The following is a 14,539-nucleotide window of genomic DNA, read 5'->3' as shown; positions in this document are numbered from 1 at the left end:
GCGACGGCCCGGCTACCACAGGCAGAATGTAGCGCCGCCTTCAATTGCTGCTTCGGATTGTCTCAAGAGCAAGGGCAATACCCTGCCCTCCGCCGATGCAAAGTGTCACTATGCCACGATGAGCGCCGTCCCGCATCATCGAATGGACAAGGCGGGTGGTGAGTATGGCTCCTGTCGCGCCGATCGCGTGTCCGTGCGCGATAGCCCCGCCGTCGACGTTTACGAGGTCTTCTGGCAATCCCAGTTCTTGGATGATGGCCAGAGGCACTGCTGCGAAGGCTTCGTTGATTTCAAAGCGATCAACATCCGACAACGACCATCCAGCCCGGGCCAGGGCAAGCTGGATCGCGGGAACAGGCCCAAGGCCGAAGAAGCCCGGCTCTACGGCCGCGATAGCATAGCCAACCAACCGCGCCATTGGCGCTATTCCATGCTTTTCCGCAAAAGTACGGTCCGCAACCAGCATGGCGGAGGCGGCACTGTTGAGACCCGGCGCATTTCCGGCGGTAATCGATCCATCCTTTCGAAAAGCCGGACGGAGTTTTGCCAATGTCTCCAGCGAGGTCTCAGGGCGTGGCGTTTCATCTCGATCCACCGTCTCGTCGCCCTTGCGACCCTTGATCGTGATCGCGGTGATCTCGCGATCGAACCGGCCTGCATCGCTTGCTGCGGCAAACCGCTTCTGCGAACGCTCCGCCCACCGATCCTGGTCGTCACGGCTGATCCGGCAACGCGTGACGAGATCTTCCGTATGCCAGCCGGAATGCTCTCCTGAAAAGGCGTCGTTCAGCCCATCGTGGAGCATGCTGTCGAGCACGGTGGCGTTGCCCATGCGGTAGCCCCAACGCCCACCCTCGACGAGATAGGGCGCGCGATCCATGTTCTCCATTCCCCCGGCAACTGCTGTGTCATGGAAACCCAACTGCACTTCCTGGGCTGCGGAGATGATAGCCTGAGCACCAGACCCGCAGACACGGTTAACAGTCTGTGCCGGAACAGTCACCGGCAAGCCGCCGCCGATCGCTGCCTGTCTGGCAGGGTTCATGCGGTTACCCGCCTGGATTACGTTGCCCATCACTACGGACCCCACTGCAGCCGGATCAACTGATGACCGCAAAAGGCTTTCCCGTATCGCCGCAGCTCCAAGCTCCGTCGCCGGCGTTCCCTTGTAGATGCCATTGTAGTTGCCGATTGGCGTTCTTACGCAACCAGCCAGAATGATTTCGCGCATATTAGGATCGTCTCCGCATTTCGATTGTGATGACAGAAGGTGGCGCCGTCAGGCGACGGCAAACTGCCTGTCCAGATCGATCTCAAAGGCCGCGCCCGTCTTGGCCCTGATCTCGTCGAGGGTGACGCCGTCTGCAAGACCGGTCAACGTCATGCGCACCGAGCCACGCTTTTGCAGTTCGAATACGCCTAAATCGGTGATGACCAGATCTGCCACACGCCTCCCCGTCAGAGGCAATGTGCATTGGGACAAAAGCTTCGGCTGTCCCTTGGCCTGGTGTTCCATAACGACCACGACCCTCTTGACGCCTGCCACCAGATCCATCGCGCCACCCATTCCCTTGACCATATGGCCTGGGATCATCCAATTCGCGAGGTCGCCATTGGAGGCGACCTGCATGGCGCCGAGGATCGACAGGTCAATATGACCGCCCCGGATCATCGCGAAACTATCCGCGCTCGAGAAGTAACTGGTCGTCGGCAACTGCGTTATGGTCTGTTTGCCGGCATTGATGAGATCGGCATCTTCCTCGCCCTCGTAGGGAAAAGGCCCCATCCCGAGCATGCCGTTCTCGCTCTGCAGGCGCACGTCTATCCCTTGGGGAATGAAATTTGCGACAAGTGTCGGAATGCCAATACCAAGGTTGACGTAGAAGCCGTCTCTAAGTTCTAGCGCGGCGCGCGCCGCCATCTGCTCACGTGTCCAGGCCATCAGTGTGCTCCCTCCAGCGCTGCTGCTGCATTACGCTTACGTGTCGTCCGCTGCTCGATATGCTGGACGGGAGCAGGAACATGAACGAGCCGTGAGACAAATATGCCCGGTGTATGGATGTGATCGGGATCAATCTCTCCTGCGGTAGCAAGATGTTCGACTTCAGCGATCGTGACCTTTGCCGCTGTCGCCATAACGGGATTGAAATTGCGGGCGGTCTTTCGATAGACGAGGTTACCTTCATCATCGCCTTTGTAGGCGTGGACCAAGGCGATGTCCGCGAACAGCCCCCGTTCCATGATGTAGTTCTCGCCGTCGAATACCTGAACCGGCTTTCCTTCCGCAATTAAAGTCCCGTAACCGGTCTTTGTGAAAAACGCGGGGATACCGGCGCCACCGGCGCGAATGCGTTCGGCCAGCGTGCCCTGTGGATTGAATTCGAGCTCGAGCTCGCCTGACAGGAACTGCTGGGCAAACAGCTTGTTCTCCCCGACATAGGACGAGATCATTTTGCGGATCTGTCTTGTCTCGAGAAGTGTTCCGAGACCTATGCCGTCGACGCCCGCATTGTTGGAAATGACCGTCAGGTCCCGCGCACCGGATTGGCGAACTGCATCGATCAGTGCCTCCGGAATGCCGCAGAGGCCAAAGCCCCCCGCCATGATTGTCATGCCGTCGTGAAGCAGATCTGCCAACGCTTCGACCGCGCTTGCGCGAACTTTATCCATTCCCATCCTCCCGGAAGCTGGACGCTCCTCTGACGTCCGATGCGACGATCATAAGGGCTGTTTTGGCCAAATGGGGAGTAGTATAAATACTACAGGTCATGAACATGGCATTCTGAAGGAGGCTTGATTGGAAACTGGACCGATGCGATTTGCCCTTGCCGACATGCCGGTCCCGATGGCTTATGCAACCCACCGCATCATTCGAGACTGTAATGTGGCGTTCGCCGACCTGTTCGAGCGTGAACGCGACGAGATCATTGATCGAAGCTTTGCCCGACTGTATCCGCGCGTTTCGGATTTCGTGCGAATTGGCCAGATGTGGAGTATGCATCTGGCGGGCGCACGCCAGTATTACGACGAGCGGATTATGAAGACGGCGGGGGGGCGGCGTTTCTGGTGTGCCGTAAACGGCCGCAGTCGCACGCCGGACAATCCCTTTGCCGAGGCCATCTACTGTTTCCAGCCGATGGTCCGCCCGGTTGACGAAGGTCCCTCGCTTCTCAGCGAACGGCGAAGGCAGATTCTGACCATGGTTGCGCAAGGCAAGACGAACGGCGATATTGCCGCCGAACTTGCCCTGTCCAGGCGGACCGTCGAGGCGCATCGAGCACGGATGATGCGTAGGATTGGCGTCAGAAACGCTGCGGAGCTCATTGCCTGGTTTGCAAGGCAACCGGTCCCGTCAGACGACGGCAATTGGGATGAAGGCTCGACTTCGCCCGGTCGCGTCCCATTTATTGTGTGACGTTGCCGACCGCTGCCTGCCCCCAGTCGCTTTCATGAACCGGAGCAATCAGCACCGGCAATCAGAGTTCGTGCGCCGTCTTATCATGCGTTGGCTAAATGGCCGCTAGAAGTTCACCTACCGTGATTCTAGCATCCCCATAAAACATCCGAGTGTTGTCCTTGTAGAAAAGCGGATTTTCGATGCCTGAATAGCCGGTCCCTTGGCCACGCTTGGAGACAAAGACCTGTTTTGCCTTCCAGACCTCCAGCACCGGCATACCTGCAATCGGGGAGTTCGGATCGTCCTGAGCGGCCGGATTGACGATGTCGTTGGAACCGATGACGATCACCACGTCGGTGTTAGGGAAGTCGTGGTTGATCTCATCCATTTCAAGAACGATGTCATAAGGCACTTTGGCTTCGGCGAGCAGTACGTTCATGTGGCCGGGCAAACGACCGGCGACGGGGTGAATGGCGAAACGCACCTTCTTACCTGACGCCCGCAGGGTGCGCGTAAGCTCTGAGACGGCCTGTTGCGCCTGGGCCACCGCCATACCGTAACCTGGCACAATGACAACGCTGTCGGCTTCGTTCAGTGCCGCCGCCACGCCTTCAGCATCAATGGCGACCTGCTCGCCTTCGATTTCCATCGCCGGTCCTGTCGTGCCGCCAAACCCACCGAGGATGACGGAAAGGAAGGAGCGGTTCATTGCCTTGCACATGATGTACGACAGGATTGCACCGGAAGAACCGACCAACGCACCGGTGATGATCAGGAGATCGTTGCCGAGCGTGAAGCCGATGGCTGCTGCTGCCCAGCCGGAATAGCTGTTCAGCATCGAAACCACCACCGGCATGTCGGCGCCGCCGATGCCCATGATCAGGTGATAGCCGATGAAAAGGCTGAGAGCTGTCATTAAGATCAGCGCCCACAGGCCTGCGCCGTTGAAGAACAATCCAAGCAGGATAAGCGAACCGATCGCCGCACCTCCATTGAGGAAATGACCGCCGGGCAGCTTCTTCGCCTTCCCGTCGACCTTGCCCGCAAGCTTTCCGAAGGCGATGACCGAGCCAGTAAAGGTGACCGCGCCGATGAACACACCGAGGAAGACCTCGACCTTGAGAATGGCGATTTCCACCAGATTCTTCTGCGCCAGTTTCTCGGCAAATCCAGCCAGCGTCGAGAGATCACCGCCGGCGGCCTTCAACGCCAGAACCGTGCCCAGCTCCAACTCGCTGTTGTAGCCGATGAATACGGCCGCCAGACCGACGAATGAGTGCAAAGCCGCGACAAGCTGGGGCATTTCCGTCATCTGCACCCGGGCAGCAACATAGTAACCCATGATCGCGCCGCCGGCGATCATCACGAGTGTGATGAACCAGTTGCTGATACCTAATCCGAAGACCGTCGCGACGACAGCAAGTGCCATGCCGATGATGCCATACCAGACCGCGCGCTTGGCGCTCTCCTGCCCAGACAGGCCGCCAAGACAAAGAACGAAGAGAACAGCGGCGGCAATGTAGGCCGCCGATACAATACCGATAGTCATAGTATTTTCCTTACTTGATCACGACTTCTGGAACATGGCGAGCATGCGCCGTGTCACGAGGAAACCACCGACGATGTTGACCGCCGCAATTAGCACCGACAAAGCCGCCAGGGTGGCCACCAGCCAGTTGCCGGAACCAGCTTGCAGTAGCGCACCGAGGATCACGATTCCGGAAATGGCATTCGTCACCGCCATAAGCGGCGTATGCAAAGAATGGCTGACATTCCAGATCACCGAGAAGCCGATGAAGCAGGAAAGAACAAAAACGATGAAGTGGCTCATGAAGCTTGCCGGCGCGTAGGCGCCAACGACCAGAAGCAGAGCGCCGGAAGCCACCAACAGACCAACCTGGTTGCGGGTCTGCACCTTGAACGCGGCAATTTCCCTGGCGCGCTTTTCTTCCGGCGTGAGGTCCTTCACCTTTTCCTTGGGCTTGGCTACCGCGATCGCCTGTATTTTGGGCGGTGGCGGCGGAAAGGTAATATCGCCCTGGAACGTTACGGTCGCACCACGGATGACGTCGTCTTCCATATTGTGAACGACAGCCCCATCCTTGGCCGGCGTTAGGTCCGTCATCATATGCCGGATGTTGGTCGAATAAAGCGTCGAGGCCTGGGCTGCCATGCGACTTGGGAAGTCGGTATAGCCGACGATCGTTACGCCATTTTCCGAAACGATCTTCTGGTCAGCCACAGTCAAATTGCAGTTACCACCGCGCTCAGCAGCCAGGTCGATCACGACTGAACCCGGCTTCATCGCAGCAACCATATCGGCCAGCCACAGCTTCGGAGCATCTCGCCCTGGGATCAGCGCCGTGGTAACGACGATGTCGATCTCGGGCGCCAGTTCGCGAAACTTGGCAAGCTGTTTTTCCAGGAACTGAGGCGACGAGGGAGCAGCATAACCACCGGTCATAGCACCATCCTGGCTGGCTTCGAATTCGAGATAGACGAACTGTGCGCCCATCGACTCGATCTGCTCGGCCACCTCGGGACGGACGTCGAAAGCATAGGTCATCGCACCGAGCGACGTCGCCGTGCCGATGGCGGCAAGACCGGCAACGCCGGCTCCGATCACAAGCACTTTGGCTGGCGGCACCTTGCCGGCGGCCGTCACCTGACCGGTAAAGAAGCGGCCGAAATGATTGCCAGCCTCGATCACAGCGCGATAGCCGGCAATGTTGGCCATCGACGACAGCGCATCCATCTTCTGGGCGCGGCTAATGCGCGGCACCATATCCATAGCGATGACATTCGCTCTCCGCTTTCGGCAGAGTTCGAGAAGGTCCTTGTTTTGGGCCGGATAGAAAAACGACACGAGCGTTTGCCCGTCGCGCAGCTGTTCGGCTTCGGAGCGCTCGGGCGGGCGTACTTTGGCGACCACATCGGCCGCCTCGTAAATAGCAGCGGCGGCGTCCACCACGGTCACCCCAGCAGATCGATAGGAGTCATCCGAAAAGCCGGCTGCCTGCCCGGCGCCGGTCTCGATTAAGCATCCGTATCCAAGCTTTTGCAGTTGTCGCGCGCTATCTGGTGTCATCGCTACGCGCGCTTCTCCAAGGAGCGTTTCCTTGGGAATTCCAATTTTTAACCCCATTTACAATCCGGCTTAAGCCGTCCTTCTGCCGACCCAGCGTCCGTTTCGAACGCGCTTCGGCGTTCGATGATCCGCACCGCAGGCCTTCTATTGCTTCACTGAACGTGCCCGACGCTCCCCTCCCAATCGGTTGACGATAGAAGGGGAGCGTATTTGGATTTCAGACGAGATTTCGCGTGATGGTGTCTTCGCGTGCGACCAGCTCGCTTTGCGCGCCCATAAGCGTGCGGTTCAGATGCGGGTCTCGACCTTCAGCCATGTCGTAAATGGTCATGAAGTAGAAAGCCTGCTGTCCAAGCACCGTCGCCGTTTGAATTTCATCGGCGTGGAGGCCGTTCCTTTCGGCGTCCGACAACGCAGTCCTGTGTTCGTAAAGGTCGGTCTGCGCGATCTCGCCCCTTATCAGCTTTCCGGAAACAAATGGATCGGTACAGAGCGGGCGTGCTAGTCCCACCATGTCGCAGGTTCCATCATTTAGAGCTCCAATCATCGACTCACGGCTACGGAAACCTCCGGTCGACATCACGGGCATCTTGGCTATAGACCGAGCCTCCGCCGCATAGACGGCAAAATATGCCTCGCGTGCGGCAGTTGTCGCGCGAGGTGGCTCTCGCTCGAACTGATTGTCGTTGTTGACGCCGAGCAAACTGAGGTGCTCATACGTCCCGCCCGTCAGTTCCAGCAGATCGAGGCCCTCGGAATTCAGCCACTCCACGACCTGCATCGAATCCTCGTGTGAGAACCCACCCTTCTGGAAGTCCGCCGAATTCAACTTGAGGCCTACCGGGAAATTCGGGCCGACGGTGCTGCGTATCGACCTCAACACTTCGAATAGGAAGCGCGCCCGAGACTTCAGATCTCCACCCCATTTATCCGTTCGCAAATTAACCCGTGGGCTGAGAAATTCGCTGATCAGATAACCATGGGCACCATGGACCTGTACGCCTTTGAAGCCTGCCTGTTTGCAAACAAGAGCCGCGTTTCCGAACCGCCAGATGATGTTCTCGATCTCATCCTCATCCAAAGCACGCGGTGCTTGCTGCTGCCAACGGAGCATCGTAAGCGGAACGGACGAGGGCGCGACCGGTTCCGGGCAAGCGCCGGCCGGCGCTTGCCGGCCGGCATGACCGATCTGCGCCCACATGTGCGCGCCGTGAGCCTGGCCTGCTTCAGCCATAGCTATCAGCCGTTTCATCTGTTCGGCATCCTGATGTCCCTCGATGCGAACATTGCCGGGTCTTTCCAGAGAGCGGCGGTCGACCTGGATGTTGCCCGTGATCAGCAGTCCCGTTCCGCTCTGTCCCCAGAGACGGTAAACGCGCTCATGATATTCAGTCGCGCGTCCGAGAGAGTCCGCGCAGCCCTCGGTCATTGCCGATTTACCGAGCCGGTTCGGCAGTGTCTCCCCGCACGGCAGCGAGAGCGGCGTGTCCAGTTGAATAGCAGTCTGTGTCATTGCATCCTCCTCTTGATTTGATCTGTCGAATGGTATGCTGCGGCGCGCTCCCGCTCGGCGAGACATCACGGCAATTTCTGTCGGTGGTCCCTGTAGCCGGCCAATAGCGCTGCGGACGCGTAAAGGGAGCCGCGTGTCTCAAGACTTCACGACGGGTGCAGTGGTTACGTCTAATTCGAAGGGAACGCCCCCATGTGCCGGGCCATCAGCAGGATTTGTGAATCCAACATCGGTTTCCCGAGAAATATCTCGCATCCTTTGGATAGCGCCGTGGTCAGAAGCGGTGTCATGGCAGGCTCCATGATCGCGTCGGCAACAAGGTGTTTTGCGTGGATACGCGTGAAATCGACGGGGTCGGCGTCCGACGGCCGCATTCCGAGCGTGCTGCCGTTCACGATGAGATCGTGACGCTCGACCTCCCGGTCGTCGGTACTGATCGATAGAGCCGGATAGACCGCCGCCAGTCGCGCGGCCAGTTCCAGTGCTCGCGCGGCCGATCGGTTGGAGATCGTTATATGACTAACGCCGGCATCCGCGAGGCCAAATGCGATTGCGCTGGACGCTCCCCCTGCCCCGACCAGGAAAACCCTCATGCCCGAAGGATCAGTTCCACGCGAGCGCATTGCCTCCACGAAGCCGATACCATCGAGCATGGTCCCGACCAGGCGACCATCATCCTCACGCCTGACGCAGTTCACAGCGCCGATGTGCCGGGCAGCATCTGTGACCTCATCGCACAGGTCCAGCATGGCGAGCTTATGAGGAACCGTGGCAATGAATCCTCCAAAGTTCTGAATCTTCCGCAACCCATCGATCAATGCAGGCAATCCGGCCGGCGCGATGTGGAACGGCACCAGCACGCAATCCAGTCCATGACTGTCAAAAAGGGCGTTCATCGTCTGAGGCGTTTTCACATGGTAGATCGGATCGGCCAGGATGCCGAATACGCGTGTTCTCCCCGTGATCAGGCGAGGCTGTTCAATCTTTGTTTTCATTTCAGCAATTTTTGACATCATAACTTCTTCCCACACTCCTGCATCGACCATCGCTGCACTCAGGTCATGAGCAACCCGCCGGCCACATCGATGGTTTGTCCTGTAATGAAGCTGGCTTCCGGAGAGGTGAGGTATAGCGCGAGGTCGGCGACCTCCTCTGATGCTCCAAGGCGACCCATGGGCGTCAGGCGAACCTGTTCGTCGTTGACTTCGCTGGCGACGGTCCTGACCATGGGCGTTTCGATACGACCAGGGGCAATCGCGTTCACCCGAATTCCAAACGGCCCAAGCTCGCCGGCAAGATGCCGGGTGAAGCCGAGAATTGCTGATTTCGTTGCCGCATAATGACATGCGACAAGCGGCATGTAGGCCCGACCGGCGACAGACGACATGTTGACGATCCAGCCTGCGCCCGCCTCGCGCATTGCCGGCGAAAGCGCCCGAACGGTGTTGAAGCTGCCTGACAGGTTGACCCCGACGACTCGGCCCCATTCGGCAGGATCCATTTCCCAGACCTTGTGCGAAACGCCGCCATGCTTGGGCGATATCCCGGCATTGTTTATGATTGTGTCAAACGGGCGTCCAAACACGTTGGCGGCATAAGATGTGCTTTTCTCGACGGCAGAGTAGTCGGATACGTCCAGCACCAGCGCCAACCCTGAGCCGCGCCCCTCGGCCTCGATCAGGTGTATCGTTTCGTTGATATCGTCTTCGTTCATGTCGGCGACACCAACGCGAGCGCCTCGCCCTGCGAAGGCGAGCGCAATCGCCCGACCGATCCCACGACCGGCTCCGGTGACCAGAACATGGCGTCCCTTGTGGCTGGCGCGATTGGCTATTTCAGCGGTGTTTGTTTCACGTTCTTGCATGTTGTCCTCTTCACTATCCGGGTAAGGTCCATCGCCTGATTGTTCTTTGCTCAAGGCTGCGTGTAGGTGGTTTTGACAACTGTGTAGAACTCGCGGGCATACGCCCCCTGTTCTCGCGAGCCATAGGACGACGACTTTCTGCCCCCAAAAGGCACATGGTAATCCACACCTGCAGTCGGCAGGTTGACCATCGCCATGCCTGCACCGGAGCGCCGCTTGAACTCGGAGGAATATTTCAGCGAGGTCGTGCAGATGCCCGACGACAGGCCGAACTCCGTGTCATTAGCGGTGGTGATCGCCTCTTCGAAACTGTTCACGCGGATGATGCTCGCGACAGGGCCGAAAATTTCCTCCCGGTTAATCCGCATGTCGTTGGAGGTTTCAGTGAAGAGGGCCGGAGACAGGTAGAAGCCAGGATGTTCGCGCCCCAGTTTCACCCCGCCGAAGACGAGTTTCGCCCCTTCCCCCTGACCGATGCGAATATATTCGAGGTCCTGATCGAGCTGGCTCTGGTTGACAACAGGACCGATCTGGGTGTCGCTCGCCAGGGCGTGACCGATCTTCAGGCCTTCAAGCCTTTCGATGACCGCCTGCACGAAGCGGTCATGGATCCCGGACTGAACGATCAACCGGCTCGATGCCGTGCACCGCTGTCCCGTCGAAAAGTAAGCACCGTTGACGGCAACATTGACGGCGATGTCGAGATCGGCGTCGTCCATGACGATGAGAGGATTTTTTCCACCGAGTTCCAGTTGGACTTTCTTGCCGCGTTCGAAGCATGCAGCCCCGATCCGACGTCCGGTCTCGACCGAGCCCGTAAAGCTGATCCCTCGCACCTTCCTGGATTCAACGATGGCCTGACCGACCTCTCGACCGGGGCCAATGACCAGATTGAACACACCTTCCGGAACGCCCGCCCGCGCGATGATGTCTGCCAGTGCCCAACCGCATGCCGGTACGAGTTCCGCCGGCTTGAAGACAACCGTATTGCCATAGGCCAAGGCCGGAGCGATCTTCCATGCCGGGATGGCAATCGGAAAATTCCACGGCGTTATGATACCAATGACACCTTCTGGTTCCCGCAGGATTTCGATCTCAACGCCAGGCCGAACGGAAGAGACGCGCTCACCGTTCAATCGAAGCGCTTCACCCGCGAAAAACTTGAAGACGCGTCCGGCGCGGACGACTTCTCCGACACCTTCGGAGAGGATCTTCCCCTCCTCTCTCGACAGCAGCTGGCCAAGTTCATCCTTGCGGGCGAGGATTTCCGTTCCGATTTTATCGAGGATATCGAAGCGAACCTCAGGGCTGGTTGCCGCCCAGGCGGGAAACGCCTGATAAGCAGCATTGATGGCGTCTTCAGCCTGCGCTCTCCCGGACGAGGCATAGACACCAACTTCATCGTTGGTGTCGCTGGGGCTGATGTCGCGGACAACAGAAGAGCCTTCTATCCACTCGCCGGCGATGTAGTTCTTGTGAACGGTCATTCCCATGTCTCCTGAATACTTGTGAAGCAGTTGCCCGGCGCTCATTGTGCCAGAGCGGATTGCCGACGTTGCTGCTGTTGAAGGCGCGCTGGAGCGGAAAGGTGCTGCAGCAGAACCTGTATTGGATGGCGAAGGACCACCTGCCCGAAGCGCTTGGCCTGTGAACGGCATGAATACCCCGTCGCCAGCAGTTCCTCTTCCGGTCGGGTGTCCTCGATATGCCCTCGCCAGCTCATGTCGAAGATGGATTTGGAGGTCCCAACATTGCGCGTCTCGTGACCGTATGTTCCGGCCATGCCGCAACATCCCGATGCGACGATATCCAGGCGGAGGCCAAACTTGGAAAAGATAGCGGTCCAGTCGTGAAGACTGCTCTGGGCGGTCGCACGTTCCGTGCAATGTGGCAGCAACACATACCGTTTCTTGATGGTCGCGAAACCGCCGAGCGCTCTGGTCGCCAGCCATTCCTGCAGAAGCTGAACCTTCGGCACCGCCTTGGCCCCAAGCGTTTCCACATATTCGGAGCGGAAGGTCAGGGTCATGGACGGGTCAATCCCGATCAGGGGAATGCCCATCGCAGCGCATAGATTCAGTTGCCCTGCTTGAGAGCGTGCGGTCGCTTCAAACCGTTTGAGAAAGCCATGAACATGGAGGGGCTTTCCGTTCGGCTGGTAAACGGACAGGAGAGGATTAAAGCCGAGACCCGACAGAAGATCGAGCGTATCGAGGACCAGCCGGGTTTCATAGAAGCTGGTAAACGCATCCTGCACGACGACGACGGATCGCTGCTTTTCCTCAGCGGACATCGCCGCCAGCACGCCTGGACTGGCGTACGCCAATCCTCTGGCCATCATTTCCCGATGCAGGTCGATCCCTGATAGGAGCGGAAGGTCGACAAGTCCGAGAAAACGCAAGGCAGCCTTAACAGGCGGAGCCTTCAGGATGGCGTTTGTCATTCGGGGTACGACGGCAAGAAACGGAAGTAGCCGCTCTAGGCCTGCCACCAGCCAGTCTTTCGGCGGTCGCAAGTAACGGGTGTGATAAAGTTCCAGAAACTTCGCCCGGAAACCCGGCACGTTGACCTTGATCGGGCATCCACCGACGCAGGACTTGCATGCAAGACATCCATCCATCGCTTCCTTGACGTCGTGCGAAAAATCGGGTGTCCGATAGCCATGAAAGGTTGAGTTCAGCAGCTTGGCGGGGAAGGCGGACCAAGAAGAGCCCGCACGAACCTGTTTCGTTTGCGCCAAAGGATTCGATCCATTGGCCGCAAGCTGTCTTAGCCATTCCTTGGTGAGCATCGCCCTGCCCTTTGGCGAATGTCGGCGTTCTCGTGTCGCTTTCCAGGAGGGGCACATTGCGGTGTCCGGATCCCAATCGTAACATGCGCCATTTCCGTTGCAGTTGATCACGTCCGTGTATACGGCACGTACGCCCTGCGGAATTTTCCGATCGGCTTGACCCCGTGTTGGAACGCCGTCGATCTTCAGCAGCGCCTGGTTGCTCGGCGCTGCGATCTTGCCCGGGTTCAGCTGGTTGTTCGGATCGAAGGTCTCCTTGACTGCCTGGATGACCGGATAAAGCGAACCGAAAAACCGAGGCGAATATTCGGATCGAACGCCTTTTCCGTGTTCGCCCCACAGCAGCCCGCCATATTTCAGCGTCAGCGCTGCGACCGCGTCGGTAATCTCACGAATGAGCTTTTCCTGTTCTGGCGCCTTCATGTCGATGGCCGGCCGGACGTGCAGAACGCCGGCATCGACATGACCGAACATGCCATAGTCCAGACCGCGCTCATCCAGTACAGCCCTGAACTCCTCGATGTAATCGGCGAGGTGCTCAGGAGGGACCGCTGTGTCTTCGACGAATGCAATCGGCCGCTTGTCGCCCTGCATGTTGCCCAACAGCCCTACGGCACGCTTCCTCATCTGCCAGACACGCTGCACGGCGGCTTCACCGCGCGCGATCGTAAAGCCGAGACGGCCCGCCACCCGACCCTCGGCTTCAAGCACCGAGACCAACCGCGTAAGCGGCTGCTCAACCTCATCTTCGGCTGCGCCCACAAATTCGACCAGATTGACACCGCGGGTCGGCTCTTCACCGACGGATGGGAAAAAATCCTGCACGCCATCCCAGACAATGTCGTTCTGCGCCAAATCGAGCACTTTGGAATCAACCGTCTCGATGGACGCTGCTCCGAAGGAAAGCAGGGATCGCGCGTCGCGCAGGCAGGCATCGAAGTTCTCATACCGGATATTGACAAGCACCGAATGCCTCGGAATTGGGAGGATCCGCAACTTGGCCTCGGCAATGACGGCAAGCGTCCCCTCGGAACCGCAGAGGACCGAATTGAGATTGAACCTGCCCTCCCCATCCCTGATATGAGCAAGATCGTAGCCCGTCAGGCAGCGATTGAGCTTGGGAAACTGTGTCTCGATGGCTGAGGCATTGTCTCGCTGGATCCGATCGGTGGATCGATGAACGTTGCCCACAGTGCCGGGAGTTCGCTTGGCCTGTTCGAGTTGAAGATCTTCGATCGGACGAGAGGTCCATATCGTGCCATCGGAGAAAACGGACGTCAGTTCGAGTACATGATCGCGGGTCTTGCCGTAGAGGCACGAGCCCTGGCCGCTGGCGTCTGTGTTGATCATTCCCCCGATCGTCGCACGATTTGAGGTGCTCAATTCCGGCGCAAAGAACATTCCGAATGGCTGCAGGGCAGCGTTGAGCTGGTCTTTTACGACACCGGCCTGAACACGAACCCAACCGTGGTCCGCATTGATTTCAAGAATGCTATTCAGGTATCGGGAAAGATCGAGAACCACGCCGTTGCTAAGAGACTGGCCGTTCGTGCCTGTTCCTCCGCCTCTTGCCGCCAGCGTCACGGTTCTGAAAGCCGGTCGAGAAAGAATCCTGAGTGCTATCGAAACATCGTCAAGACTACGCGGAAACAGCACGGCCTGCGGAACGATTTCGTAGATCGAATTGTCAGTCGCAAAGACCACCTGTGCAGAGCGATCTGAGCTTATGTCTCCACTGAATCCGGCTTCGCTCAGCGCACGAAGATACGTTTTCACCAACGGCGCTTCGTGAGATGGTGGAGATAGACGCGGGATCATTGACGTATTTCCTGGCTTTGCATCAAGCGCAACGGAGCGCTGATTCTCTTGGAGTGGCGTTGTCGGAC

The 14,539-nt window shown here is 58.4% G+C and carries 11 protein-coding genes; 1 reads left to right on the top strand and 10 read right to left on the bottom strand.

What is annotated here, in order from left to right:
• Positions 1–40: 40 nt before the first annotated feature.
• Genes JTP94_RS10635 through JTP94_RS10625 form a run of 3 tightly spaced genes read right to left on the bottom strand, consistent with a single transcriptional unit; the run spans position 41 to position 2,670 of the window.
• Positions 41–1,231, bottom strand: a complete 1,191-nt coding sequence (locus JTP94_RS10635; protein WP_204850462.1) for a thiolase family protein — start codon at positions 1,229–1,231, stop codon at positions 41–43.
• Between the two features lie 48 nt (positions 1,232–1,279).
• Positions 1,280–1,942, bottom strand: coding sequence for a 3-oxoacid CoA-transferase subunit B (locus JTP94_RS10630; protein ID WP_204850461.1), 663 nt, complete (start codon positions 1,940–1,942; stop codon positions 1,280–1,282).
• Positions 1,942–2,670, bottom strand: coding sequence for a CoA transferase subunit A (locus tag JTP94_RS10625; RefSeq protein WP_204850460.1), 729 nt, complete (start codon positions 2,668–2,670; stop codon positions 1,942–1,944). Before JTP94_RS10625 ends, JTP94_RS10630 begins: the two co-directional genes overlap by 1 nt.
• A 127-nt stretch (positions 2,671–2,797) precedes the next feature.
• Between JTP94_RS10625 and JTP94_RS10620 the strand changes: the two genes are divergently transcribed.
• The gene (locus JTP94_RS10620; protein WP_312038148.1) at positions 2,798–3,415 is read left to right on the top strand and encodes a PAS and helix-turn-helix domain-containing protein; all 618 of its coding nucleotides are present in this window, start codon (positions 2,798–2,800) and stop codon (positions 3,413–3,415) included.
• A gap of 94 nt (positions 3,416–3,509) precedes the next feature.
• Here the strand turns inward: JTP94_RS10620 and JTP94_RS10615 are convergent, their stop codons facing one another.
• From JTP94_RS10615 to JTP94_RS10585, 7 genes are all read right to left on the bottom strand, one after another.
• Positions 3,510–4,946, bottom strand: a complete 1,437-nt coding sequence (locus JTP94_RS10615) for an NAD(P)(+) transhydrogenase (Re/Si-specific) subunit beta (RefSeq protein WP_204850459.1) — start codon at positions 4,944–4,946, stop codon at positions 3,510–3,512.
• An 18-nt stretch (positions 4,947–4,964) separates the two neighbouring features.
• Positions 4,965–6,542, bottom strand: a complete 1,578-nt coding sequence (locus tag JTP94_RS10610) for a Re/Si-specific NAD(P)(+) transhydrogenase subunit alpha (protein ID WP_204850458.1) — start codon at positions 6,540–6,542, stop codon at positions 4,965–4,967.
• A 160-nt stretch (positions 6,543–6,702) separates the two neighbouring features.
• On the bottom strand, positions 6,703–7,998 hold the full coding sequence (locus JTP94_RS10605; protein WP_246754800.1) for an NADH:flavin oxidoreductase/NADH oxidase family protein: 1,296 nt from the start codon (positions 7,996–7,998) through the stop codon (positions 6,703–6,705).
• A gap of 170 nt (positions 7,999–8,168) precedes the next feature.
• On the bottom strand, positions 8,169–9,014 hold the full coding sequence (locus tag JTP94_RS10600) for a shikimate dehydrogenase (RefSeq protein WP_204850457.1): 846 nt from the start codon (positions 9,012–9,014) through the stop codon (positions 8,169–8,171).
• A 38-nt stretch (positions 9,015–9,052) separates the two neighbouring features.
• Complete coding sequence (gene fabG / locus JTP94_RS10595; protein ID WP_204850456.1) at positions 9,053–9,862, bottom strand: 3-oxoacyl-ACP reductase FabG; 810 nt, start codon at positions 9,860–9,862, stop codon at positions 9,053–9,055.
• A 50-nt stretch (positions 9,863–9,912) separates the two neighbouring features.
• Positions 9,913–11,349 (bottom strand): aldehyde dehydrogenase family protein, encoded by a 1,437-nt coding sequence (locus tag JTP94_RS10590; protein ID WP_204850455.1) that lies wholly within the window; start codon positions 11,347–11,349, stop codon positions 9,913–9,915.
• 41 nt (positions 11,350–11,390) lie between these two features.
• Positions 11,391–14,471 (bottom strand): FAD-binding and (Fe-S)-binding domain-containing protein, encoded by a 3,081-nt coding sequence (locus JTP94_RS10585; RefSeq protein ID WP_204850454.1) that lies wholly within the window; start codon positions 14,469–14,471, stop codon positions 11,391–11,393.
• Between the last annotated feature and the right edge of the window lie 68 nt (positions 14,472–14,539).

This window comes from Martinezella lusitana (genome assembly GCF_016901135.1).
GTDB classification, from domain to species: Bacteria; Pseudomonadota; Alphaproteobacteria; order Rhizobiales; family Rhizobiaceae; genus Rhizobium; species Rhizobium lusitanum_D.
Note: the sequence above shows the minus strand (reverse complement) of the source record. Positions and strands in the feature narration are given on the sequence as shown.